The organism is Mycobacterium sp. URHB0044 (genome assembly GCF_000620625.1).
Classification (GTDB): domain Bacteria; phylum Actinomycetota; class Actinomycetes; order Mycobacteriales; family Mycobacteriaceae; genus Mycobacterium.
Window position 1 is genome coordinate 14,151 of the sequence record NZ_JIAW01000012.1, and the last position, 22,967, is coordinate 37,117.

At 65.5% G+C, this 22,967-nt stretch carries 21 protein-coding genes; 11 read left to right on the forward strand and 10 right to left on the reverse strand.

The window, feature by feature from the left end:
• Positions 1-14 precede the first annotated feature (14 nt).
• The gene (locus tag N536_RS0122635; RefSeq protein WP_029115702.1) at positions 15-1,064 is read left to right on the forward strand and encodes a 2,3-butanediol dehydrogenase; all 1,050 of its coding nucleotides are present in this window, start codon (positions 15-17) and stop codon (positions 1,062-1,064) included.
• 17 nt (positions 1,065-1,081) lie between these two features.
• Here N536_RS0122635 and N536_RS0122640 read toward each other — a convergent pair whose 3' ends face one another.
• Genes N536_RS0122640 through N536_RS39195 form a run of 4 tightly spaced genes read right to left on the reverse strand, consistent with a single transcriptional unit; the run spans position 1,082 to position 5,976 of the window.
• Entirely contained in the window at positions 1,082-3,184 is a 2,103-nt protein-coding gene (locus N536_RS0122640) for a molybdopterin-dependent oxidoreductase (RefSeq protein ID WP_029115703.1), read from the reverse strand.
• A 7-nt stretch (positions 3,185-3,191) separates the two neighbouring features.
• On the reverse strand, positions 3,192-4,073 hold the full coding sequence (locus tag N536_RS0122645) for a DUF6473 family protein (RefSeq protein WP_029115704.1): 882 nt from the start codon (positions 4,071-4,073) through the stop codon (positions 3,192-3,194).
• Positions 4,073-5,212: a sulfotransferase gene (locus N536_RS0122650; RefSeq protein ID WP_029115705.1), complete on the reverse strand. Its 1,140-nt coding sequence runs from the start codon at positions 5,210-5,212 to the stop codon at positions 4,073-4,075. The genes N536_RS0122645 and N536_RS0122650 overlap by 1 nt, the downstream gene beginning before the upstream one ends.
• Positions 5,209-5,976: an SDR family NAD(P)-dependent oxidoreductase gene (locus tag N536_RS39195; RefSeq protein ID WP_064751581.1), complete on the reverse strand. Its 768-nt coding sequence runs from the start codon at positions 5,974-5,976 to the stop codon at positions 5,209-5,211. The genes N536_RS0122650 and N536_RS39195 overlap by 4 nt, the downstream gene beginning before the upstream one ends.
• A 265-nt stretch (positions 5,977-6,241) precedes the next feature.
• On the opposite strand from N536_RS39195, the gene N536_RS0122660 reads away from it, so the two are divergent.
• The 3 genes from N536_RS0122660 (at position 6,242) to N536_RS0122670 (ending at position 8,931) form a co-directional block, all read left to right on the forward strand.
• Positions 6,242-7,441, forward strand: a complete 1,200-nt coding sequence (locus N536_RS0122660) for an amidohydrolase family protein (protein WP_029115706.1) — start codon at positions 6,242-6,244, stop codon at positions 7,439-7,441.
• 35 nt (positions 7,442-7,476) lie between these two features.
• Positions 7,477-8,073 (forward strand): TetR/AcrR family transcriptional regulator, encoded by a 597-nt coding sequence (locus tag N536_RS0122665; RefSeq protein ID WP_029115707.1) that lies wholly within the window; start codon positions 7,477-7,479, stop codon positions 8,071-8,073.
• Between the two features lie 81 nt (positions 8,074-8,154).
• On the forward strand, positions 8,155-8,931 hold the full coding sequence (locus tag N536_RS0122670) for a FadR/GntR family transcriptional regulator (RefSeq protein ID WP_029115708.1): 777 nt from the start codon (positions 8,155-8,157) through the stop codon (positions 8,929-8,931).
• Here the strand turns inward: N536_RS0122670 and N536_RS0122675 are convergent, their stop codons facing one another.
• Genes N536_RS0122675 through N536_RS0122685 form a run of 3 tightly spaced genes read right to left on the reverse strand, consistent with a single transcriptional unit; the run spans position 8,932 to position 12,392 of the window.
• Positions 8,932-10,080: an acyl-CoA dehydrogenase family protein gene (locus N536_RS0122675; RefSeq protein ID WP_029115709.1), complete on the reverse strand. Its 1,149-nt coding sequence runs from the start codon at positions 10,078-10,080 to the stop codon at positions 8,932-8,934.
• Between the two features lie 54 nt (positions 10,081-10,134).
• On the reverse strand, positions 10,135-11,229 hold the full coding sequence (locus N536_RS0122680; RefSeq protein ID WP_029115710.1) for an acyl-CoA dehydrogenase: 1,095 nt from the start codon (positions 11,227-11,229) through the stop codon (positions 10,135-10,137).
• Positions 11,226-12,392, reverse strand: a complete 1,167-nt coding sequence (locus N536_RS0122685; RefSeq protein ID WP_029115711.1) for an acyl-CoA dehydrogenase family protein — start codon at positions 12,390-12,392, stop codon at positions 11,226-11,228. The genes N536_RS0122680 and N536_RS0122685 overlap by 4 nt, the downstream gene beginning before the upstream one ends.
• A 103-nt stretch (positions 12,393-12,495) precedes the next feature.
• On the opposite strand from N536_RS0122685, the gene N536_RS0122690 reads away from it, so the two are divergent.
• A complete protein-coding gene (locus tag N536_RS0122690; protein ID WP_029115712.1) occupies positions 12,496-13,668 on the forward strand; it encodes a thiolase family protein in 1,173 nt (390 codons plus the stop codon).
• A gap of 89 nt (positions 13,669-13,757) precedes the next feature.
• Here N536_RS0122690 and N536_RS0122695 read toward each other — a convergent pair whose 3' ends face one another.
• From N536_RS0122695 to N536_RS0122705, 3 genes are read right to left on the reverse strand one after another with little or no spacing between them, the layout of a single operon-like run.
• Positions 13,758-14,807, reverse strand: a complete 1,050-nt coding sequence (locus tag N536_RS0122695; RefSeq protein WP_081809340.1) for a hypothetical protein — start codon at positions 14,805-14,807, stop codon at positions 13,758-13,760.
• A gap of 43 nt (positions 14,808-14,850) precedes the next feature.
• On the reverse strand, positions 14,851-16,068 hold the full coding sequence (locus tag N536_RS0122700; protein ID WP_029115714.1) for a CaiB/BaiF CoA-transferase family protein: 1,218 nt from the start codon (positions 16,066-16,068) through the stop codon (positions 14,851-14,853).
• Positions 16,065-17,288, reverse strand: a complete 1,224-nt coding sequence (locus tag N536_RS0122705; RefSeq protein WP_029115715.1) for an acyl-CoA dehydrogenase family protein — start codon at positions 17,286-17,288, stop codon at positions 16,065-16,067. Before N536_RS0122705 ends, N536_RS0122700 begins: the two co-directional genes overlap by 4 nt.
• Before the next feature lie 245 nt (positions 17,289-17,533).
• Here N536_RS0122705 and N536_RS0122710 point away from each other — a divergent pair, with 245 nt between their 5' ends.
• From N536_RS0122710 to N536_RS0122735, 6 genes are read left to right on the forward strand one after another with little or no spacing between them, the layout of a single operon-like run.
• The gene (locus tag N536_RS0122710) at positions 17,534-18,325 is read left to right on the forward strand and encodes an enoyl-CoA hydratase/isomerase family protein (protein WP_029115716.1); all 792 of its coding nucleotides are present in this window, start codon (positions 17,534-17,536) and stop codon (positions 18,323-18,325) included.
• Between the two features lie 10 nt (positions 18,326-18,335).
• Entirely contained in the window at positions 18,336-19,214 is an 879-nt protein-coding gene (locus N536_RS0122715) for an amidohydrolase family protein (RefSeq protein WP_029115717.1), read from the forward strand.
• A gap of 19 nt (positions 19,215-19,233) precedes the next feature.
• Positions 19,234-20,127, forward strand: a complete 894-nt coding sequence (locus tag N536_RS0122720) for an SDR family oxidoreductase (protein ID WP_029115718.1) — start codon at positions 19,234-19,236, stop codon at positions 20,125-20,127.
• On the forward strand, positions 20,120-20,968 hold the full coding sequence (locus N536_RS0122725) for an enoyl-CoA hydratase-related protein (protein WP_029115719.1): 849 nt from the start codon (positions 20,120-20,122) through the stop codon (positions 20,966-20,968). Before N536_RS0122720 ends, N536_RS0122725 begins: the two co-directional genes overlap by 8 nt.
• Entirely contained in the window at positions 20,961-21,749 is a 789-nt protein-coding gene (locus tag N536_RS0122730) for an enoyl-CoA hydratase-related protein (RefSeq protein ID WP_029115720.1), read from the forward strand. The genes N536_RS0122725 and N536_RS0122730 overlap by 8 nt, the downstream gene beginning before the upstream one ends.
• An 8-nt stretch (positions 21,750-21,757) precedes the next feature.
• Positions 21,758-22,948 carry an acyl-CoA dehydrogenase family protein gene (locus N536_RS0122735; protein ID WP_029115721.1) on the forward strand — a complete coding sequence of 397 codons (1,191 nt, stop codon included), beginning with the start codon at positions 21,758-21,760 and terminating at the stop codon, positions 22,946-22,948.
• The last annotated feature ends 19 nt before the right edge of the window (positions 22,949-22,967 follow it).

Sequence of the window (22,967 nt, forward strand, 5' to 3'; positions counted from 1 at the left end):
CGAGAGGAACCTCCATGCGCGCGATCCGACTCCACGGACCCGGTGACATCCGCCTCGAGGACGTGCCCATCCCACGGCTGCGTCCTGGCACGGTCATGATCAAGGTGAGTCATGCCGGAATCTGCGGCTCCGACCTGTTTCTGCTTCGCGAATCACCCATTCCGCAGGAGTACACCCATCCGCTGACGGGGGAGCGTGGACCGCACATCCTCGGCCACGAGTTCTCGGGGCTGGTGACCGAGGTGGCCGGCGACGTCGGCGACATCGACGCGGGTGCGCTCGTCGCGGTGGAGCCGATTTTGTTCGACGGGTCGTGTGCTGCGTGCCGACGCGGGGACACCAACCTCTGTGACGCCAACGGATTCATCGGAATCCACGGGTGGGGCGGCGGAATGTCTGAGTACGTCGTGGTGCCCGCGGACCGCGTGCACGTCATGCCGCCGGAGCTCACCGCGGAGACCGCCGCGCTGATCGAGCCATTGGCCGTGGCGTGGCGTTCGGTGAGCCGATCGGGGTTGCGGCCCGGTGACACCGCGTTGATCTCGGGGGCCGGTCCGATCGGTCTGGCGCTGCTGCTCGTCGCCAAGGCGCGTGGGGCAGGAGCGATCGTGATGAGTGAGCCCACTGCGTCTCGGCGCGCTGCGGCAGACGGCTTCGGCGCACACGCCGTCGTCAATCCCATGGAAGACGATGTGGTCGCTCGTGTTCGCGCGGTCACGGGCGGTCAAGGTGTCGACGTCGCGTTCGATGCCTCCGGCGCGCCAACGGCGTTGGAAACCATGTTTCGTGCGCTCCGCCGCGGAGGCACCGCGGTGGCGGTAGCTGCCTCCCGTCCGCGAGTCTTCGACGACAACGTACTGATGCAGAAGGAGCTCGCGTACGTCGGTAGCTATGCCTATGCCGGCGACGACTTCGCGCAGGTCGTCGAAGCGGTGCGCAGCGGCGCGATCGATCCTGAAGGCTTCGTGTCGACGCGCGTCGCCTTGAACGATGCGGTGGAGCTGGGCTTCCACGCGCTGGTGACCGAGCCAGGCAATCACTTGAAGGTGCTCGTGCAGCCGTAGGTTCTACGCCGCAGCCGTCAGCCGACCGGCTCGACGCGGACCTCGACGATGCCGAAAGCCGGTGTCCCCGACAGCGGATCGATCGCTGCATCCGCGACCAGAGCGTTGCGGTTCACGCCGTGCGACTCGGGCAGTTCACCGCCGTGCGGATCGAAGATGCGCGAACCCCACCCATGGCCCAGTATCGCGACACCGCGTAGGGGCGCCGCGCTGACTTCGGCAGTGCACTCGAGCGCTGCGGAAGCGGATGACACGCGCACGGTGTCTCCGTGGGAGATCGCACTGTTGGCGGCATCGTCGGGGTGGAGATAGACGGTGTTGGTCGGTTCTCGACGGAGCGCAGTGGGGGTTTCGTTCAGCCAGGAGTTCATCGACGACTTCCAGCGCTGACTCGACAGGAGCAGCGGCCGATCCGGGGAAGGCTCGGCTAGCGGTTCGGCGAGGAGGCTCCGGACACGTGCGACGAACGCCTCCGGTGCGAGTCGTACTGCACCGTCGGCCGTGGCGATGGCCGTGCCAAGCTGCCCGTACTGCTTTTCGCCGTAGATCACCCCGTGTGGTGATGCTTCGAGTTCATCCCACGACAGCTTGCCGCCTCCGTTAACCATGTTCTTCCACATGGTTAAGGGCACCATCGATTCGGTTCCGGGGCCAAACAGCGAAAGGCCCAGCGCCACGGCCAGTTCGCGGAAGAACATCCATTCTTCGCGCGCCTCGTCTGGCGGCTGCACGACCGCATGTGCGAACTGAGCGAACGGCTGATCCTCGAAGGCCGAGTAAACGGGTAGCAGGTCTTCGCGCTCCAGGAAGTGCGCCGCAGGAAGCAACCAGTCCGCATGTTCGTGGGACTCGCGCTGAACCATGTCGATCACCACCATGAGGTCCAGCTCCTCGAGCGCGTCGGCGAGGCGCGGGCCTTGTGGTCCACTGATGACCGGATTGCCGCTGTTGCAGATCAGCGCCCGGATCTGTCCCTCACCGGGAGTTTGGATCTCGTCGGCCAACTCCGCCAGCGAGCGGGCTCCGGCGATCGCGGGCAGCTTGCGCACGCGACTTGGCTGTGCGGGGCGGGTACCGAACAGCCCCGCCACGGGCACGTAGCCCGGCTCGAAACGCCGACCGCCAACGGTGTCGAGCCGACCGGTCACGGCATTGAGCACGTGACTGAGCCATTCGGCCAGCACGCCTTCGCCGCTGTGGGAAACTCCCGTGTGTGCGACGCACATGGCCGTTCTCGCGGAAGCGAATTCGCGCGCGATCGACGTGACGACGTCGCGGGGGACACGGCACCGTGCACAGAGCTCGGCGATGTCGATGCCTTCGACGAGTTCGGTCAATTCGCTGATTCCGGCCAGCGGCGGCTGCGTCGGGAAGCTGGCCCAGCCCTCCCGCATGATGGTCGTGAGGATTGCGAGCAGCAGGGCCCAGTCCTGCCCCGGCCAAACGGCGACGTGCTGGTCGGCTTTGGCACTGCTTGGGGTGCGGTTCGGATCCACGATCACGACGCTCGCACCTTGGGCCTGGCGCGCCAACACCCGGCGCCAGCCGTCCGGGACGTTGTGGATCCAGCCGAACGTCGACACGGCCGGGTTCATCCCGACGAGCAAAAAGAAGTCGCACTCGTCGACGTCTGGAACCAGCGGTACCAGCCAACGTCCGTACATTTCGAAGCACACGCGCTGGAGATTGTTCTGGTCGACCGACGATACCGAGAACATGTTGCTCGTCCCCAACGCGCGCACGAAGGTGGCGAACCACGTGGCGTTGGAGCCGTTGAATCCCACGGGGTTTCCGAGATACGCTGCGATCGCGTCCGGTCCGAAGCGATCCTTAATCGCACCCAGCCTGGTGGCGATGTCTTCGGTCGCTTCGGCCCATGTGGCGCGCTGGTACTGGCCGTTGACTCGCCGCAGCGGCCAGCGCAACCGGCGAGGGTGGTACACCACCTCCGCCGCTGAGCGGCCCTTCGAGCAGAAGTCCCGCCACGAGTACGGGTTGGCCTTGTCGGGGCCGATCCGCTGGATGTGCCCGTCGCCGACGGTCACGTCGATACCGCAACGTGATTCGCAGATGCGGCAAAACGTCGAGACGACGGATTCTCCGCCAGCAGACTTCGTCATCGCGGGCTCAAGCGTGTGTGGATCGCATGACGGACAGCACGGGAAGAAGGTTGGCGGCGGCGTCTTCGTGCATTTCCGGTGACGGGTAATACCAGTTGTGCCTCCAACGATTTCGCATGCGTGGATCGAGCACCGAGTTATCTACCTCGACTGGCTCGCCGGTGAAGCGACTGGTCAACGCGTGCTTGTGGTTGCGCGTACTGGTGCATTCCACGTAGTGGTCGCACTGCGCGGCAACGGTGTCGACGCTGGCGCCCTCGACCAGTTGTGGGAACGGTTCCAGCATTGCGTGGGCGTTCGGTGCGTCGCGCGCAACGGTGATGTCCTTTTCCCTGACCGAGAAGAAGAACAGGACCACCGGTACGCGAACGTGGCCCAAGAGTTCGCGGTAGTCGTCGGTCCAGCTCTTCTGGGACTCGGCGATGTAGCGGTCGAGTTCTGCGGGTTCTTCGTCGAGGATGCGTTGCCACGCCATGTGTGCGGGAATCTGGTCGCCGTGGCGGCTGTCGTGCACGAGATCGGTGCCGAGTTGCTCGAGTCGAGAATTGGTTTCCTGGCGCGCCGCCATGACTTGCAGGACGAGCACTTGACCGCCATTGATCACCTCCAGCAGTCGATCGTTGGAGGAGAAGACACTTGGTGTTGCCGAGCCAAGCCCAAGATTCACCACGCGCATGCCGAGTTGTTCGGCTAGCAGGGTGGGATATGGCCGGGCCACGAAGCAGCCGAAGGTTTGCGCGGCACCCGCACAGACCAGGTAGGGGGCGGGGTCCTCGAAGTTCACCTCGGGGCCGCGAAACCGGATGCCGGAACCGGGTAGTTCCCAGTACCCGTAGTCGACGATCTCGTGGTCGCGAAGCGAATAGTCAGGCTGCCAGGGATTGCTCATCAAACCTCCAGTGGCACATCGAATTGCTCGATGTATGGCGCGAATGCCTCGGTGATTGCTTGCCGGGTGATGCCGAAGTCCCTTGCGGCGTAGCGGTGACTGCCGGGCGGGTGGTGCCAGTCGGTCTCGAGGTAGCGGTGCATGCGCTCGTCGAGTTCATCACCGCGTGCGAGACCGATCCACGCGCGCAATGCGGTGACTTGTCCGATGGGGTCGACCGCCAACTCGCGTTGATAGACGTGGTACACCGGCACGTCGGGATGTCGCGTGACGAAGTCAGCCGAGCGAAGCGCGGACTCGAGCACCTGCCGGTAGGTGGCCTGAATCAGGTCGCGTAGGCCGACCTGATTGCCGCCGACATCGTGAATCATGGTGGCATAACTGCACATCGACACCAGGGCGGGCATCGGATCACGGTGCGTCAGCACGAAGCGCGCATCGGGGTAGACGGACAACAGTGCATCGAGATGGAGAGCATGAGAGGGGAGTTTCAGCACCCATTGTCCGTCGGCGCCGTTGGATTGCAGCACCTGCAGGGTCCTACGGTGATGCTCATAAGCGGAGCGAAGGTCCGCCGTGCCGAGGAACCAGTCGTTGTAAAACGTGGAACCAGTGGACGTATGCCACGTCAGCGACTTGAAGTCTTGGGCGAGCACGTGCACGCACTCGACCGGGTCGGTCGGGCGTTCCAAGTGGGGAAAGTGCGCCAGCTGTTCGACCAATGGCGCCATCTTCGCGGACTTGGCCGCTATCCGAGGATCGTCGCCGAGGCGATTCGGAGCGACCGGCGGTACCGGATCGTCAATCTCCCAGTGCCACAGCACCCGAGAGTCCGCGAGGTCTTGAGCGAGCAGGTTGACCAGGACGGTGGTGCCGGTCCTCGGCATGCCGATCACGAATACCGGGCGGATCACCTTCTGTTCGCCCAAGTCGTGGCGGTGCCACCAATCGTCGATGCGTAGCCGATTCATCACCGCCCGCCGGCACTCGGCGAACAACCGGGCCTCACGCTGTGGTGTCTGAGGATCTCGATTGATCGCGTCCACCACGACATCCAGACCTTCGTGGAACGAATCCGTATGGAGCTCTTGTATTCCGGTGCGCTTCTGCGCCGCTTCGATGACGTCGTCTGCGTTCACTGGTCTTCTCCCAGCAAGGCCGTTGTGTAGTCGCCGATTCCTCCGCCGTTCAGGGTGGTGCCCCCGTCGATCGTGAAGTTCTGACCCGTGATCCATCCGGCCCGACTCGACAACAGGAAGACGATCAGTTCGGCGACGTCTTCTGGGCTACCGATCCGGCCGAGCGGGATGGCCTTACGGAGCAGGGCCGCGTCGGCGCCCAGCATCGGTTCGGTCATCGCGGTATCGACGACGCCTGGCGAGACGGCGTTGATCCTGATGGCCGGTGCGTACTCCAGGGCAGCGGCCGCAGTCAGTGCCAGTACGCCGGCCTTCGAGGCGGCATAGGCTGCCTCTCCCCGTGATGGTCGGATCCCGCTGATCGACGCAACGTTGACGACGGAGCCGCGCCCGGATTCGGCCATCAGCGGCGCGGCAGCGCTGAGGCCGTGGAAGACTCCGGCGAGGTTGACGCTCATCGTCCGATCCCAGGCACGTGACGATGTCTGGTGTAGCCGGGCCAGTCCACCAGTGCCCGCGTTGTTGCACATGGCGGTAAGCCCGCCAAGTTTCGACGTTGCGTCACCAACGGCCCGCTGGACCTGTTCCTTGTCGCGGACGTCGACCTGGAATGCGATGCCACCCACTTCGCCGGCGACGGCTTCGATCGATTCGCTTCGTCGTCCGAGGACCGCGACCTGGCCGCCTTCCTCGACGACCAGCCGGCAGACGGCTGCTCCGATGCCCGATCCTCCACCGGTGACGATTACAAGTTCACCGCTCATCGAATCGCTGCTCACCGGCACCGCCCGGAGTTCGTTCCGCAAGCACCATCCATGGTGATCTGGTCAGGATTACCTAGATGGAACATGATCTGACGGTACCTCTTTCGGGTATGGCTAGACAAGACTCTAACGCTGAATCATTTATCGGATTTATGATGCACATCACCCTGGGTATGGGTGGATGACTCATGGCGGACGCAGGGCTGTGTCTGATAAAGTGCCACCCTGGCATAAAACAGCCACTCGCCCCGACGTAGGAGTCACCATGGCCCTGATTCAAGACACCGTCGGCCAACTGCCGTACAAGTTGGTGGACTTCGATCAGCACTCGTATGAAGCCAAGGACTGCTTCACGCGGTTCATGCCCAAGGCGAAGCTGAACACCGCGGTACACCTCATCGACACCCCGGCGGGCGGCAAGGCGCTCCTGGCCAACGAGCGCATCGTCACGGCCTTCGAAACCGATCCCGACGTCGCCTACGTCCCAGGCTCTTTGGTGGAGATGCTCAAACAACGTGCCTCCGGCGACGCCAGCGACGCCGAGCGATTCTTCGAGCCGATCCAAAGTGAGTACCTGGACAAGAACGCACGGCTCAAGCAGCTCGCCGAACAGCAGATCGAACGCTCGATCATGTATCCGGGCGGCTGGGCGCTGCTGGCCGAACCCTATCTGGACGGCATCGACCCGCTCTACGACAACTTCGAGTCGTTCAACAAGTGGATAGACGAGGACTGGGGTTTCAACTTCCAGGACACCATCTACGCGCCTGCGCTCAACTCGCTGCGCGACCTCGACCGCGCCGTCGCGGAACTGGACCGGGTACTCAACGCGGGTGCCCGCTTCATCTACCTGTGCACCGGACCGGCCTACGGCCGCAGCCCAGGCGACCCATACTTCGATCCGTTCTGGGCTCGCATCAACGAGGCGAAAGCCGTCGTCTGCTACCACATCTCGGAGAATCACTACCAAGAGCACGTGGCGTCGCAGTGGGGCTGGAAGATGGGGCCGCCGTTCCAGTTCTCGGCCTGGCAGTGGCAGAACACCTACGGCGAGCGGCCGATCACCGACACGTTGTCGGCGTTGATCTTCGACAACCTCTTCGGCCGCTTCCCCGACATCCGGGTGCTCGTCAGCGAGTTCGGCGCCTCCTGGGTGCCGCACTTCCTCCGACACATGGACAAGAGCCGGGGCATGGCGCGGCTTGGTCCGTGGATCGGAGGCCCGCTGACAGAGCGTCCGAGCACCATCTTCAAGCGGCACGTCAACGTCGTGCCCTACCCGGAGGACGACACCATCTCGCTCATCGACGAACTCGGCGGGACCGAGGCGCTCGTCATGGGGTCGGACTGGCCGCACGCCGAGGGCCTGCGCGAGCCGGCCGAGATGTATCTCAAGGTCCAAGGTCTCGACGAGAAGCTGCGCAAGGAGTTCCTGCGCGACAATGGGCTCGCGCTGTTGAAGTAGGCGCTGTTGACCTGAGCAGAGATGGAGACGCTGTCGTGGATGCGGCGATTTCTGGTCCGGGCAGGCCCCGCGACCCGTCGACGGAAGAGCGCGTCTTCGCGGCGGCCAAGCAGGAGCTGGCCGAGCGCGGCTTCGAGGCGTTCAGCATGCGCAGCGTGGCTAGACGCTCGGGTGTCGCCCGACCCAGCCTGTTGCTGCGCTGGCCGACTCGCGATGCGCTCATCTTGGAGACGATGCAGCGGCTGGTCGAGTGGCCGCTGCCGGAGCCGAACGCCAATGCGCGTGACGAGATCGACGCCATCATCGCCCGTGTGGGGCACTTGTTGGGGCCGGACATGCTGCCGATCCAGTTGCGCCTGATTGCCGACGCCCCCCAACACCCCGAGCTGTACGCCGCGTTCCAGGAGACGGTCATCGCCAAGGCGGGCCGGCGGCTCACCCAACTGTTGCAGCGGGCTGCGGCCGAAGGTGACCTACCCGCCGGGACGGACGCTCGATGGGCAGCCGACGCGTTGATCGGCGTCATGTACATGCGAACCATCAGGTCGCCAGGTCAACGGCCACCTTCGCGAGCGGCGCAGCGCGAGATCGTCGACGCACTTTGGGCGACGTTGACCGTGGCACAGCGGTAAGCGGGGCCGACCGGGCCGTGACCTCCATCGTTTCCCGCCGTCCTCCCCGTCAGGGGCTAGCCGGGTGGCTAAGGTAGCCCGATGGCGGTGAACGCGGACGACAATGCCAACGACGATGGGAAGCCGGTCGGACGAGCGGCGGACGTCATCGCCCGACAGTTGCGTCGCCGGATCATCCGAGGTGAGCTCGTCGAGGGTGATGGGTTGCCGAGCGAAGCCGAGCTCCTGACGCAATTCGGGGTGTCGCGGCCGACGTTGCGAGAAGCGATCAGAGTGCTCGAGTCCGAATCGTTGGTGGTCGTCAAGCGTGGGTCGCGAGGCGGTATCGAGGTCAGTGTGCCTCGGGTCGAGAAGGCGGCCCACTACGCCGGCCTGCTTCTGGAATATCGTCAGGCGACCACCGCCGACGTCTTCACGGCCGCAGCAGCCATCGAGGGACCGTGCGTGGCGATGCTCGCCAGGACCCGCGCCGCCGACGACCTCGAGCGGCTGCGCGACGCGGTGTCCAGCGAGCGGGACGGGCGTCAAGAGGCCGGCCAACTCCTCGAGCTGCAAAACGACTTTCATCGCCTCGTCATCGAGCTGGCGGGCAATCAGACACTGACGGTGCTCAGTGACGTCCTTCGGCACATCATCGAGCTCGCGACCCAACGCTACATGGACGACCAAACCGGTTCGGACACTTCGACGTCCGCGAGTACCGCGGCGGCCACCCGCACTCACGCGAAGGTCGTCGACTTCATCGCCGCCAAGGATGCCGTGGGTGCAGAAGCATTGTGGCGCAAGCACATTCTCGCGACGAGCGCTCGCTTGCGTAGCTCCGGTATTGCCGAGTCGGTCATCGACCTGCTGGAGTGATCAGAAGCCCATTCCCTTGCCAATGATGTCGAGCATGATCTCATTGGTGCCGCCGTAGATGCGCTGGACCCGGGCGTCTCGCCAGAGTCGGGCGATCTCGTATTCGTTGATGTAGCCGTATCCGCCGTGCAGTTGCAGGCACCGGTCGACGATGCGCCACTGCGTCTCCGTCGACCACCACTTGGCACCGGCGGCCTCGTCGGCGGTGAGCTCCCCGTTGTTCACCGCCATGATGCACTTGTCGATGTAGGTCTGCATCACGCTCAGTTCGGTTTCCATCTGTGCGATGGCGTGCCGATTCACCTGAAAGGTGCCGATCGGCTGCCCGAACGCCTTGCGGTCGTGCGCGTATTGCGTCGAAAGGTCCACGGCCCTGCGTGCCGCCGCGGCGGCGTGGATCGCAATACCGAGTCGCTCGGCAGGCAGGTTCCGCATGAGGTGGTAGAACCCCTTGTTTTCCTCGCCGAGCAGATTCTCGGCGGGCACGCGCACGTCCTCAAAAATGAGTTCAGCTGTGTCAGCAGACTTTTGGCCGATCTTGTCGAGCTTACGACCTCGCGAGAAGCCCGGCATGCCCTCCTCGACGACGATGAGGCTCAGGCCCTTGTGGGGCTTCTCCGCGTGGGGGTCGGTGCGGCACACCACGACGACGAGGTTCGACAACAGACCGTTGGAGATGAACGTCTTCGTGCCGTTGACGATGTAGTCACTGCCGTCGCGGCGGGCAGACGTCTTGACGTTGGCCAGGTCGGAGCCGGCGCCCGGTTCGGACATGGCAATCGCCGTGATGATCTCGCCGGACACGTATCCGGGAAGCCACCGCTTCTTCTGTTCCTCGGTGGTCAGTTCGGTGAAGTAGCCGGCGAGGATGTCGTTCTGGACGCCGAGTCCCAGCCCGACGCTACCGGTGAGCCAGAACTCTTCGTTGACGATGGCGTTGTAGCGGAAGTCCTTGATGCCGAGCCCGCCGTACTCCTCGGGCACCTCCCAGCCGAGCAAGCCCAGTTTTCCGGCCTCCAGCCATGGCTCTCGGTCGGTGTAACCGCGCTGCTCCCACTCCTCGGCGTGCGGAACGCACGCGGTTTCGAAGAACGAGCGCGCGGTAGCGCGGAACTCGTCGTGTTCGGGCTCGAAGATGTCTCGGCGCACGGCATTTCTCCAGTGTGTTGTCGTCGACTAGATTAAATTAGTTTAATGCTATAACTATATGGCGGAAGGCGCGACCATGGCCTCGCTCATCCGAGTGACCAACGCCCACACCCCGTCGGGGGACTCGAGCGCGAGCTCGCCGAGCAGTTGCTGCCATTCGCGTTGGCCGCCGAACTCAGCTCGCCACGCCAGGGCGCGCGAGGTGAAGTGCCGCAACCGGTGGTCGAGCGTGAATCCGATGGCCCCGTGTACCTGATGTGCGTTGCGCGCAACCAGTGTTGCCGCGCGCGATGCCTCGATCTTGGCGACTGCTACGGCGAATCGACCGTGCGGTGAGTCGAATCCGTATGCGACGACGATGCCGGTGGCGAACTCCGCGGCCGTCTTCGCCAGGGCCACCGAGCTCGCCGCGTTGGCGATCAGTGCTTGCACCGCTTGGAACTTCGCGATTGGGCGGCCGAATTGTTCGCGGTGCTGCGCGTGCTCACAGGCCAGCTCGAGTGCGCGGGTCAGTGCGCCGCAGGTCTGCAGGGACCGGGCCAGTGCGCCACGGAGCCGGAACTCGCCCGCGACGTCGTGGTCGATCAGGCGGAACTGCCCCGGCTCGAGTGCCACGTCGACGTCGATGCGGGCGCTGGGCTGGCCTGCGATGTCCACTCGCGCCTCGATCGTGGATCGAGCCAGCGGCACGACGGCGACGAACCCGTCACCCCCAACGACCACGGACTCGGCTGCGTTGGTCCACGGCACGGGGTCGATGCTGGCCGTCAACCGTCCGGCGCGCAGCGGCTGATCGGTGACCGCCGCCGTCAGCGGGGCTGCGTCCACAGCAACGTCGGAGAGGTCGGCGACGCCGAGCAGCCAAGAGGCCAGCAGATCGTGCTCGGCGAGCGGGACCGGGGCCGCGTGGTAACCCGTGCTCTCGAGGACGACCGCCAGTTCACCGAGTCCCGCCCCCGTTCCACCCCGCGACTCGGGAGTGGTCAGCAGAGTGAGACCGGAGTCGGTCAGGGTCTGCCACAAGCCGGGCTGGTAGTCGAGTCCGACGCTCTGGACGTCGAGCATTGATTCGGTGCCGGAGCGCAAGATGTCGTCGGCGAGCTCGCGTACGGCGAGCAGGTCGGCGGAATCGTTCGTCGTCATCGTCATCGGAGCCCCAAACCGCGGGCCACGACCCCGCTCAGAATCTCGTTGGTGCCGCCCCGCAGCGTGAAGCCCGGCGCGTGCAACAGGCCCTCGGCCAACAACCGGGGGAGTGCCTCGTCGGTGTCGACCTCGGGCCGAATGGGAGCCGACTGTCCCGCGACGTCGACGACCGCGGCCTCGTACCGTGTCCCCAAATCCTTGATGACGGCGGCCCCGACGCCGACCGATTCGCCCCGGCTCAGCGCGGCAGCGACGGACGCCGACATCTGACGCAATGCCACGAGTTGGGACACGAGTTCGCCGAGTTCCACTGCTGCCCAGGGAAGTTCACCCGGCGAATGCGCGTGAAGTTCGCGGGCCAGCTCCTCGAGCAGCGGGTGGGTGGACAGGATCCGCTCAGGGCCGCTGCGCTCGAAACCCAGTTCGGAGGTGACCTGCGCCCAGCCGTCGCCGATGTCGCCGAGCACCATGTCGTCGGGCACGAACACCTTTGACAGCACGACTTCGTTGAAGTGGTGGGCGCCCGTCAGAAGCTTGATGGGCCGAATGTCGAGGTTGGGGGAGTCGAGTGGGACGACGAACTGGCTCAGCCCCTCGTGCCGTTTGGTGACGTCCAATTCGGAGGTGCGCGCGAGCACGACGAACGCGTGCGCGTGGTGTGCACCGGAGGTCCACACCTTCGTACCGCTCAGCTCCCACCCGCCGTCGACGCGGACGCCCTTGGTCTTGACGCTGGCCAGGTCCGAGCCGGATTCGGGTTCGCTCATGCCGATCGCGAAGTAACACTCGCCCCGTGCGATGGCGGGCAGATACCGCTGGCGTTGAATCTCGTTGCCGTACTTGAGCAGTGACGGCCCGGCCTGCCGGTCGGCTACCCAGTGGGCCGCGACGGGCGCTCCGGCGGCGAGCAGTTCCTCGATCACGACGAAGCGCTCGACGTGACTGAAGCCTCCGCCGCCGTATTCGGAGGGAAACGTCATGCCCAACCAACCCTTGGCGGCGAGCCGTCGGCTGAAGTCGGGATCCCAGGACGCGATCCAGGAGTCGACGCGTGGCGACCAGCCGTGTTCCGCTCGGTCGGCCACGATGAATTCACGCACGGCGGTGCGCAGTTCCTCCGTGTGCGCTGGCAACGCGCGAAACGGCGGAACCAGTGCACTGGTCATCGGCTACTCCTACCCACTGTCGTGTTCATTGAGATTATAGATTAACCTGATTTGCATCTAGCACGGAGTCGCGATCGGCGCGACCGCTTGAGGGAGGCGTGACATGCGGGATGCAGTCATCACCGCCGCGGTGAGGTCACCGATCGGCAAACGCAACGGCGGGTTGGCCGCGATGCACGCGGTCGAGCTGTCGGCACTGGTGCTCAACGAACTCGTCGCGCGAGCGGCACTCGATCCGCTCCTGGTCGAGGACGTGCACTGGGGCAACGTGATCAGCATCGGTCAGCAGTCCGGCAACATCGGACGCATGGCGGTGCTCGCCGCGGGCTGGCCGGAGTCGGTGCCCGGCTTCACCATCGATCGGCAGTGTGGGTCGTCGCAACAGGCCATCTCGACGGGTGCGGCCGCGGTGATCTCAGGGCAGGCCGACGTCGTCGTCGCCGGCGGCGTGGAGATGATGTCCGGAGTGCCGATGGGCGCTGCGACCGTCGCCGGCACCGGTGAAATGGGTGGTCCTGCCGTCGACCGATACGCGTCCGAGCTGACGGCTCCCGGGTTCGATGGCCGGTTCAATCAGGGCGCGGGCGCCGAGCTGATCGCCGAACGCTACGGGTTGTCCCGCGCGCAGCTCGACGAGTACTCCGTCGAGTCCCACGAACGGGCGGCCGCCGCGCAGGACGACGGGCTGTTCATCGAGGAAACCATGTCGGTGTCCACCCCGGAAGGTGCCGTCACCGCTGACGAGGGCATCCGCCGCGGCTCCACGGTCGAGAAGCTCGGCACCTTGAAGGCGCCCTTCGTTGCGGACGGCAAGATCACGGCGGGCAATGCGTCGCAGATCTCCGACGGCGCCGCGGCGGTACTCATCACCACCTCCGAACGGGCCGCCGAGTTGGGCATGACGCCGCTCGCCCGCATCCACACCGCGGTGTGTACCGGCGACGACCCGGTGAAGATGCTGACGGGTCCGATCCCCGCGACCCAACTGGCGCTCAAGCGCTCGGGGCTCTCGCTCGACGAGATCGGCTTCTTCGAGGTGAATGAGGCCTTCGCGCCGGTACCGCTGGCCTGGCAGGCCGATACCGGCGTGGCACGCGACAAGCTCAATCCGCTCGGCGGCGCCATCGCACTCGGCCATCCGCTCGGGTGCTCGGGGGCCCGGCTGGCCACCACGCTGATCTATCACATGCAGCGCACCGGGAGCCGCTACGGCCTGCAAACCATGTGCGAGGGCGGCGGCACCGCGAACGCCACCATCTACGAACTCATCGACTAATCGGCTGCGCCGAAATCTGCGTCCGGGTCGTCGAATCGGCCCGATCACAACCCGTGTGCAGATTTCGGCGCAGGCGTGGCGAATGCAGGCTATCGACGACGGTGGTTGCCTGCCGCGGGCACCGTCTCGCCCCAGGCCATGTGCAGTACGGGCGTGCGGGTGTCGTCGACGCGATGCATGCGGCCCTCCTGCTGTGGGTTCGGCATCTTGCCGAGTCCGCGCATGTGCCCCTCCGGATCGGGTTCGCAAACCCACTTAACGCCGTCGATGTCGTAACTGATGCCGTCGTGCCAGTACCCGTCCTCGGCCCGGGTGATGTCGATGTCCATGCTGGCCGCCGACGTCACCGTGCCGTCACTGTGCGCGGTAACGGCAACGTGAAAGTCACGCTGGCCGAACAGGAAGTGACCCACCTCGCAGCTGCCGTCCTCCCACTGATTCGCCCACGAGTACCACGTCATGTATTCGGCGTCGTGCAGCGGTTCCTTCTGGCGGTAGAGCTGGCCACCTGGGTACATCCACGCTTCCTCCCAGAACAGGAACCCCCGCGCGGGCTTGCCAAGGATCGTGCCGTCCACCAGCCAGGTCTGGGTGATGTAAAGCAGGGAGGCGTCGCGGCCGGGGAGGTACCACTGCAACGGATTGACCACCATGCGCCCCGACATGTCGATGACGCCTTCCTCGACGTAGTGGAAGTCGTCCTTGTTGAGCACCAGTTTCATCGGCTGACCTTCGGCGTCCGGGGCCGAGGTCATCGTTGCGGTGTCGGCGTCGGTCAACTCGATTCCGATCTTGGCGCTGTCGACGGCGTAGCGCGGTTCCTTGCGGATCTGCAGACCCGGGCCCCGGTCGGTTCCCGAACTCACGACGATGAGCTTGCCGCCGAGCGAGGACCTTCCGTCGTCCTCGGCACCGGCGACGGGCGGCGCGATGCGGCGCATCGTGCTGTACAGCGTGCCGTCCTCGTCGCGCAGCGTGCCCCACATGTAGCCGCCCTCGCGTTGCAGACCCAAGATGGATTCACCAGTGACGAAGTCGGCGGGGTCGAACACGCGGCCCGACGCCAGCGCGCCGGAGTAGAAGCTGCCCGTTCGTTCGGCGGACGTCATCGTGGGGGTAATCAGCGTCGGGGTGTTCATCGGTGCCTTTCGGTTAGGTGAGTCGTTGGTTTGGCGAACTGTGCTAAAGCGCTTGGCATGCCTGCAGTTTGGAGATGTCGGCGTCGGACTTGCCGAGCACCGTGCGCAGTACCTCCTCGGTGTGTTCGCCGAGCCGCGGCGGGGCGAGGTAGGAATCCAGCGGTGTTTCGGAGAACTGGATGGGGTTGGCCAGCAGGTCGAGGCTGCCTCCATCCTCGGTCTCGATCGTGCGGCGCATCCGTCGGTGCTGAACCTGTGGGTTGGTGAAGACTCCAGCCATCGTGTTCACCGGGCTCACGGGGACGTCCTCGGCCTCGAGCCTGCTGATCCAGTGGGCGGCTGGCCGCTGGGCGAAGATGTCGTTGAGCGTGTCGAGCACGCGCTCGCGGTTGGTGATGCGAGCCGACACCGTCGAGAACCGCGGATCTGACGCGAGCTCTGGGCGGCCCAGCGCCGTGACGAGGCCCGTCCACTGCTTGGCGGTCGACGCCACCACGAAGATCTCGTCGTCCTCACACGCGAACGCCTGGGACGGGATTCCGCCGAACCCGCCGTTACCTCGGCGCGGCGCCGCCTCACCAGAGACGAGGTAGTTCTGCACGTAGTGCGACAACGCGGCCACTCCGCAGTCGAGCAGCGCCAGATCGATGAATTGGCCTGTGCCACTCACTATGTCGCGATGATGTAAAGCCGCGAGAATCGCGGACGACGCGTACAATCCGGTCAGCACGTCCACCATCGACACACCGACCTTCATCGGTCCGGCACCTGGTTCGCCGTCGGGGACACCGGACACGCTCATCATGCCGCTCATGGCCTGGAAGACGCCGTCGTATCCCGCGCGCTGCGCGTACGGGCCCGTCTGGCCGAAGCCGGTCACCGAGCAGTACACGAGCCGGGGATTGTGCTCGCGCAGGCTGTCGTAGTCGAGGCCGTACTTCGCGAGCACGCCACTGCGGAAGTTCTCGATGAACACGTCCGACCGGGCCGCGAGTTCGGCGATGAGGGCTGCACCCTCGGGTGTGGAATGGTCGACTGTGATCGAGCGCTTGTTGCGGTTGGCGCTGAGGTAGAAGCCGGATTGGTTGTCCTCGGGGTCACCGAAGAACGGTGGTCCGTACTGACGGGCGTCGTCTCCGACTCCGGGTCGCTCCACCTTGATGACGTCTGCGCCCATGTCGGCGAGTAGTTGAGAGGTCAACGGCGCGGCAAGGATTCGGCTCAGGTCGAGCACGCGAACTCCAGCCAGCGGACCGCTCACGCCGACCTCTTGGGTTCCCGCGGCAGTCCGAGCACGCGCTCGCTGATGATGTTCTTCTGGATCTCGCTGGTTCCGGCATAGATGGTCTCGGCCCGCGCGCGGATGAACGTCCGGCGCACGGCCTCGGCGGTGGTGTCGGGACCCGTCTGCCACTCCGTGCCGAGCAGGGCGTCTGGGCCGAGCACGTCCATGGCGACCTCGCTGAACTGCTGGTGCCACTTCGCCCAGTAGTACTTGCCGATCGAGGCTTCCGGGCCGAACTCGCCGTCGCGTAGCGCCGCCGACAGCGACCGAAGGTTGTTGTAGGCCATGATCTGCAACCCGATGTAGGAGTCGACCAGTTGGTGACGCAGGATCGGGTCGTCGAGCGCGCCCCGGTGTCTCGCGAGGTGTTGAAGCTGACTCATCTCCCGGCGGAATGAGAACTGGTAGTTGAGCACCGAGGTGGCACGTTCGTGGCCCAGCGTCGTCATCGCTGCGGACCATCCGTTGCCCACGTCGCCGAGCACGTTGTCGGATGACGTGCGGGCGGCGTCGAAGAAGACTTCGTTGAAGCCACTATCGCCGAGCATCGTGCGGATCGGCACGACCGTCACGCCAGGTTGATCGAGTGGAATGAGCGTGTAGGACAACCCGGCGTGGCGCGTCGACCCCGGTTCGGTGCGAACGATCGCGAAGATCCAGTCCGCATGATGGGCGAACGTCGTCCAAATCTTCTGCCCCGTCACCACCCACTCGTCGCCGTCGCGTTCGGCGCGGGTGGAGATGGCGGCGAGATCTGATCCGGCGCCGGGCTCCGAATACCCTTGGCACCAAACGACCTCCGAGCGGGCCATTGGCGGAAGCAACCGTTGCTTCTGCGCTGCGGTGCCGTAGGACAGTGCCGTGGGGGCCATGAGCGTCTCACCGTGGAACGCGGCGCGCGGCGGTGCCTGCGCCTTGGCGCATTCCATCGCGAACACGATCTCCTGGGTCATCGAGGCCGAACGTCCGCCGTACTCCGACGGCCAGGACAAGCCGAGCCAGTTGCCGTCGGCAAGTTCGCGTTCCCAGGCGCGGCGCAGTTCCCAGTTGTCGTCGTCGTCGGGTCCGCCACGGTCCGCGGTGCCGACGAAGTCACCAACCAGGTGCTCGTCGAGCCAGCTGCGCACCTCGTCACGGAACTTGCGGTCGGCGTCTGACAGCGGCAGCGACGCGAAGCCGTCCGAGGGGGAGGACATGCCTGGATAGTACAATGAGTTATCGGATTAGACGAGCGTTCTGGTAGACCACGAATGCCTGACTTTTGAGCGCGAGTCGGTGCCTGTGGACGCTCGAATGTTCATTCGACGACGATCCGCAAGCCGCGTGACGCCCGTCCCGTCATGGTACGTTCTATCGCGACTATACAGTAAGATAAATTAGTTGATTATGGCGTGGTGCGGGTGGTGGCAACACGTCCGTCATCGAGCGAAGGAGGCCCCGAGTGGACGACCTGCAGTGGTCGGTGAGCGAGGGCATCGGGACCATCCGGCTCAATCGCCCCCATGCACGCAACGCGTTCACCTTCGAGATGATCGGCGAGTGGGTGCGTCTGCTGCGCGCGGCCAAGCTCGACGATGCGGTCCGGGTGATCGTGCTGACCGGAACCGGGGACAAGGCGTTCTGCTCCGGTGTCGACCTGTCGTCCATCTCCAACGCCAACCCCAACCTGACCCCGTTGCAGCGCAAGAGTCAGCTGCACGACGAAATCCACGAGGTATCGCACGCCTTGGCGGACTTGGACAAGCCGGTGATCGCCTCGATCAACGGCGTGGCCGTCGGGGCCGGCCTCGACATGGCGCTGATGTGCGACCTGCGCATCATGTCCACCTCGGCGCGAGTCTCCGAGGGATACGTGAAGGTTGGGCTGACCCCCGGCGACGGCGGCGCCTACTACCTACCGCGCATCGTCGGCACGTCGAAGGCACTCGAGTTGCTACTGACCGGTGACTTCATCGACGCCGACGAAGCGCTGCGGATCGGCCTCGTCAATCGGCTCGCCAGTCCGGAGATGCTCGCCGAGGAGACGCTGCGGTTTGCGCGTTCGATCGCCGACCACGCGCCCGTCACCGTTCGCATGATCAAGCGCGCCACCTATCAGTCCGCTGACGTCGACCGCCGCACGGCACTCGATTTGATCTCGTCCCACTTCGCGGTCGTCGCGGCGACCGAGGACGCGGCCGAGGCGCTGGCCGCCATGAAGGAGAAGCGCCCACCCAATTACGTGGGCAGATGAGGGAGCTCCGATGACCGCTGACGCCACCGAAAGCCCGGACGTCTTCGACGCCTGGATCAACCTGCCCTACCTCCCCGGCGAGGTCACCCCCGACCCGTCGGTGGTGGCGCGATTCAAACGCGGCAACAGTGCCTACGAGGGCGGCGAGACCATGGCGGACGTCATCGCCGAGATGGATCGCCTGGGTATCGCCGGTGGCGTGCTGTCCAAGGCGCCGCGCGACATCACCCCGCCGTTCGTGCACGGCACCAAGACCGGGGAGCAGGTGTTGAGGGAGACCTGCGAACGGCTCGCGAAGATCCAAGCTGAATACCCCGGCCGGTTCGTGACGAGCGTAGGCATCGATCCGCGCCTCGGTTACGAGGCGGCTCAACACGTGCGGATTGCGAAGCGCGAGTATGGGATCAAGTGCGTTCGCATCATCCCGATGTTCACTGGCATCGCCATCGACGACAAGCTGGCCTATCCGCTGTACACGGCGGCGTGCGACGAGGACGTCGTGGTGTCGATCAACGTGGGCGTGCCAGGCCCGATGAAGCCGGCCAAGCTGCAGCGCACCATCCTCGTCGACGAGGTTGCGTTGGCCTTCCCGGAACTCGCGATCGTCATGAGCCATCTGGGTGACCCGTGGATCTCCGAGACGGTGGCGATGCTGATCAAGCACCCCAACGTCTACGCGATGACCGCGGGATGGGCGCCGAAGTACGTGCCCGACGAGATCGTGCGCTTGGCCGAACGGCGGAACCCGCGAAAGCTGATGTGGGCGTCCGACTATCCGATCCTGCCGTTCGACCGCACCATCACCGAGGGCCGGGCGTTGCCGCTGACCGGTGACTCTCGCACCGGCTACCTGGGTGCCAACGCGCGCGCGGTCTTCGGATCGCCCTAAAGGAAAGAAGACAAACACCATGGGTTTGCACGACGGACGTGTCGTCATCGTCACCGGCGCCGCAGGAGGCATCGGTCGCGAGCACGCACTCGAATTCGCCCGCCAGGGTGCCAAGGTCGTCGTCAACGACCTCGGCCCGGCTGCTGACGTGGTCGCCGAGATTGAATCGGCAGGCGGAGAAGCCGTCGCGAACGGCGACGACGTGTCGGACTGGGACGGTGCCGGACGGTTGGTGCAGACCGCACTCGACTCGTTCGGTGACCTGCACGTGCTCGTCAACAACGCAGGGATCCTGCGCGACAAGATGTTCGTCAACATGGACATCGACATGTGGGACGCCGTGATCAAGGTGCACCTGCGCGGTACCTTCGCCCCGACCAAGCATGCGGTGGCCCATTGGCGGGAACGGCACAAGGCCGGCACGCCGGTGGAGCACCCGCGCATCGTCAACACGTCTTCGCCATCGGGGCTGTACGGCAATGTGGGACAGTCTAATTACGGCGCTGCCAAGGCGGCCATCGCCTCGTTCACCGTCATCCTCGCCGATGAGTTGGCCCGCCTCGGGATCACCGTCAACGCAATCGCACCGAGTGCGCTGACTCAGATGACCGAGGGGCTGGACGCCTACGTGGCAGCCATGGCAGAGGTCAAGGAACGCACCGGTTTCGATGCGGGTTCGCCCGCCAACATCGCGCCGCTCGTCGTCTGGCTGGCGTCCGCGGAGGCCGCCGAGGTCACCGGGCGGGTGTTCAACGTCAAGGGCGGCGCCATCTCCGTCGCCGAGGGCTGGGTCGCAGGTCCCGGCGTCAGCCGCGAATCACGTTGGGATCCCGCGGAACTCGGCGAGATAGTCCCCGGCCTGCTGGCCGAAGCGCGGACGAACTCCGACGGGTCGGGCAAGCCGCGTGTCTGACGCCGTCGACGGCATCCGCGTCGAACGCGCGGATCGAGTCGGCACGGTGTGGCTGGACCGGCCGGACCGCGGGAACGCATTCACCTCGGCGATGCAGGACGAATTGCACGTCCAGCTGGAAGCGCTCGACCGGGACGAGGACATACGCGCGATCATCGTGACCGGCACGGGCAAGCTCTTCTCTGCCGGTGCCGACATGGAACCCGGCGGATCCACCTTCGCGTTCGACGAGGACCGACACCGGCAGGCACGAGCCACGATGGGTGCCCGGCCGCGCCCGTGGCGGATGCGCACGCCGATCATCGGGGCGCTCAACGGATCCGCCGTGGGTATCGGCCTGACCTTTCCGCTGCAATGGGACATCCGCATCGTCAACGCGGATGCCAAGTACGGCTTCGTGTTCACCCGTCGCGGCCTGACACCCGAGCAGAACTCCCTGTGGCTGCTCCCGAAGCTGGTGGGCGCGGGCTCCGCGTTGGAGTTGCTGTTGACCGGCCGAATCTTCACCGGTGCCGAGGCGCAAGCACTCGGCCTGGCCACCGAGGCGGTGCCCGGCGACGAGGTGCTGGCCCGTGCCACGGAGATCGCGCGCGACATCGCCGACAACACCGCGCCTGCTTCCGTCGGCGTCACCAAGGAACTCTTCTACGCCATGCTCGAGGACACCGACCGCGAGTCCTCCTTCTACCGCGAGTGGGAGGCGTTCCGCTGGATGGGGCGCGGGAGCGACTCGTCGGAGGGGGCGCAATCGTTTCTGGCCAAGCGGGCGCCACGGTTCACATCGTCCAAGCATGAAGAGCTACCGGTGGTTAGCGGCGGATGGGGCACCGCTGATGGCTGACACGGTGCGCTACGACCTCGACGACGGTGGCGCTGTGCTCCTCACGCTGAGCCGACCCGATCGGCGCAACATGTGGACCGCGCAGATGGAGACCGAGTTCTACGACGCACTGGATCGCGCAGCTGCCGACGACGGCGTGCGTGCGATCGTCGTCACCGGTGCGGGCAACTCGTTCGTGCCTGGGCTGGATCCTGCCGTGCTGTCGGACGTGTCGAGCGGCGGCCGCTACACCACCAACCGGCGACCGCAGACCTACCCGACCACCGTTCCGAAACCGATCATCGGTGCCATCAACGGCGCCTGCGCCGGCATCGGGCTGGCACAAGCGCTCACCTTCGACTACCGATTTGCCGTCAGCGGAGCGAAGTTCAGCACCGCCTTCGCCAAGCGCGGGCTGCCCGCAGAGGATGCGACCGCGTGGATGCTCGTCCGCCTCGCCGGACCCGCGCACGCCTTCGACCTGCTCGCCTCCGGGCGCGTATTCCTGGCGGAGGAAGCTGCCGAACTCGGGGTGGTGCAGCGGCTTTCGCAACCCGGTCAGGTGGTCGCCGATGCGGTTGCCTACGCCCACCAGTTGGCGTCCACCGTCTCGCCCGTCGCCATGGCCATGATCAAGTCGCAGATCTGGCGTGACAGTGAATCCTCGATGGAGGCGGCGCGCGTGCGTGCCCAATACCTGTTGACATTGGCGAAGGCCCAGCCCGACTTCTCCGAAGGGGTGGCCAGTCTCACCGAAAAGCGACCGCCGGAGTTCCCTCCCTATCAACCCCTCAACATCTAGCTGAGTCCATGGAAATTGACATCGCCCCTTCGCATTCCGGCTTCCGGGACGAGGTGCGCACCTGGTTGGCCGAACACCTCGTCGGCGAGTTCGCCGAACATCGCGGAGTCGGGAGCCCCACCGACGACACGGCGTGGGACGTGCGCATCGCGTGGGAACGCGAGTTGTCCGACGGAAACTGGCTCGGACTGACCTGGCCCCGCGAGTACGGCGGCCGCGGTGCCGGCTTGGCCGAGGAGATCGTCTTCGAGTACGAGTACGCCCGAGCCGCGGCGCCCGCGCGGGTGAACACTCAGTCACTGGACTTGCTCGGCCCCACTCTGCTGGCTTTCGGCAGTGATGCACAGAAGAGCAGGTTTCTCCCCAAGATCCTTGCGGTAGAGGAGACGTGGGGACAGGGCTTCAGTGAGCCGGGAGCCGGATCGGACCTGGCCTCGGTGCGGACGAAGGCAGTCCTCGACGGAGATCAGTGGCGCGTCGACGGGCAGAAGATCTGGATGACGTTCGGCGACCACGCCGACTGGCTGTACGTGCTGTGCCGCACCGACCCCGATGCCGCCCTGCGCCACAAGGGCTTGAGCCTGCTGTTGGTGGAGGCCGATCAGCCCGGTGTCGAGGTTCGTCCCATCGAGAACCTGATGCGGTCCGCCGAGTTCAGCGAGTGCTTCTTCAGCGACGCGCGCACGGACGCCGACATGGTGGTTGGCGGCGTCGGCAACGGCTGGCGGGTGGTCATGACCACACTCGGCATGGAGCGCGGAAGCGCACTGATGCCAATGCAACTCGCCATGGAGCGCGAGGTCGGCGACCTCATCGCGGCGGCCAACCGGTCGGGCATGGTCGACGATCCGTGGATCCGCCGGCGCCTGGTGGACGCCTATATCGGCGTCAGCGTCATGCGGTCGTCGAACCTACGAATCGTCGCCGACCTGTTGAACGAGGACGCCGTAGAACCAGGCAGCGCGACGGCCGCCGCGGCCGCGGCAAGCAAGTTGTTCGCCTCGGTACACCACCAGCGGATGGGCGAGCTGGCCATGGACGTTCACGGCGCCGACGCGGTGTACGGCGAGGCCACCGATGGCGTAGCCGAAGCCAGGAAGCTCTTCCTGCTGTCGCGCGCGGAGACCATCTACGGCGGTACGTCGGAAATCCAACGCAACATCCTCTCGGAGCGCCTGCTCGGGCTTCCCCGCATCTGAACGACTACAAGAAGGCAGG

What these genes read in the sequence shown, in the direction of transcription:
- N536_RS0122635 (WP_029115702.1), top strand. Translation starts at nt 15, where the DNA reads ATGCGCGCGATCCGACTCCACGGACCCGGTGACATCCGCCTCGAGGAC.
- N536_RS0122640 (WP_029115703.1), bottom strand. Translation starts at nt 3,184, where the DNA reads ATGACGAAGTCTGCTGGCGGAGAATCCGTCGTCTCGACGTTTTGCCGC.
- N536_RS0122645 (WP_029115704.1), bottom strand. Translation starts at nt 4,073, where the DNA reads ATGAGCAATCCCTGGCAGCCTGACTATTCGCTTCGCGACCACGAGATC.
- N536_RS39195 (WP_064751581.1), bottom strand. Translation starts at nt 5,976, where the DNA reads ATGAGCGGTGAACTTGTAATCGTCACCGGTGGAGGATCGGGCATCGGA.
- N536_RS0122660 (WP_029115706.1), top strand. Translation starts at nt 6,242, where the DNA reads ATGGCCCTGATTCAAGACACCGTCGGCCAACTGCCGTACAAGTTGGTG.
- N536_RS0122670 (WP_029115708.1), top strand. Translation starts at nt 8,155, where the DNA reads ATGGCGGTGAACGCGGACGACAATGCCAACGACGATGGGAAGCCGGTC.
- N536_RS0122680 (WP_029115710.1), bottom strand. Translation starts at nt 11,229, where the DNA reads ATGACGATGACGACGAACGATTCCGCCGACCTGCTCGCCGTACGCGAG.
- N536_RS0122685 (WP_029115711.1), bottom strand. Translation starts at nt 12,392, where the DNA reads ATGACCAGTGCACTGGTTCCGCCGTTTCGCGCGTTGCCAGCGCACACG.
- N536_RS0122690 (WP_029115712.1), top strand. Translation starts at nt 12,496, where the DNA reads ATGCGGGATGCAGTCATCACCGCCGCGGTGAGGTCACCGATCGGCAAA.
- N536_RS0122695 (WP_081809340.1), bottom strand. Translation starts at nt 14,807, where the DNA reads ATGAACACCCCGACGCTGATTACCCCCACGATGACGTCCGCCGAACGA.
- N536_RS0122705 (WP_029115715.1), bottom strand. Translation starts at nt 17,288, where the DNA reads ATGTCCTCCCCCTCGGACGGCTTCGCGTCGCTGCCGCTGTCAGACGCC.
- N536_RS0122715 (WP_029115717.1), top strand. Translation starts at nt 18,336, where the DNA reads ATGACCGCTGACGCCACCGAAAGCCCGGACGTCTTCGACGCCTGGATC.
- N536_RS0122720 (WP_029115718.1), top strand. Translation starts at nt 19,234, where the DNA reads ATGGGTTTGCACGACGGACGTGTCGTCATCGTCACCGGCGCCGCAGGA.
- N536_RS0122730 (WP_029115720.1), top strand. Translation starts at nt 20,961, where the DNA reads ATGGCTGACACGGTGCGCTACGACCTCGACGACGGTGGCGCTGTGCTC.
- N536_RS0122735 (WP_029115721.1), top strand. Translation starts at nt 21,758, where the DNA reads ATGGAAATTGACATCGCCCCTTCGCATTCCGGCTTCCGGGACGAGGTG.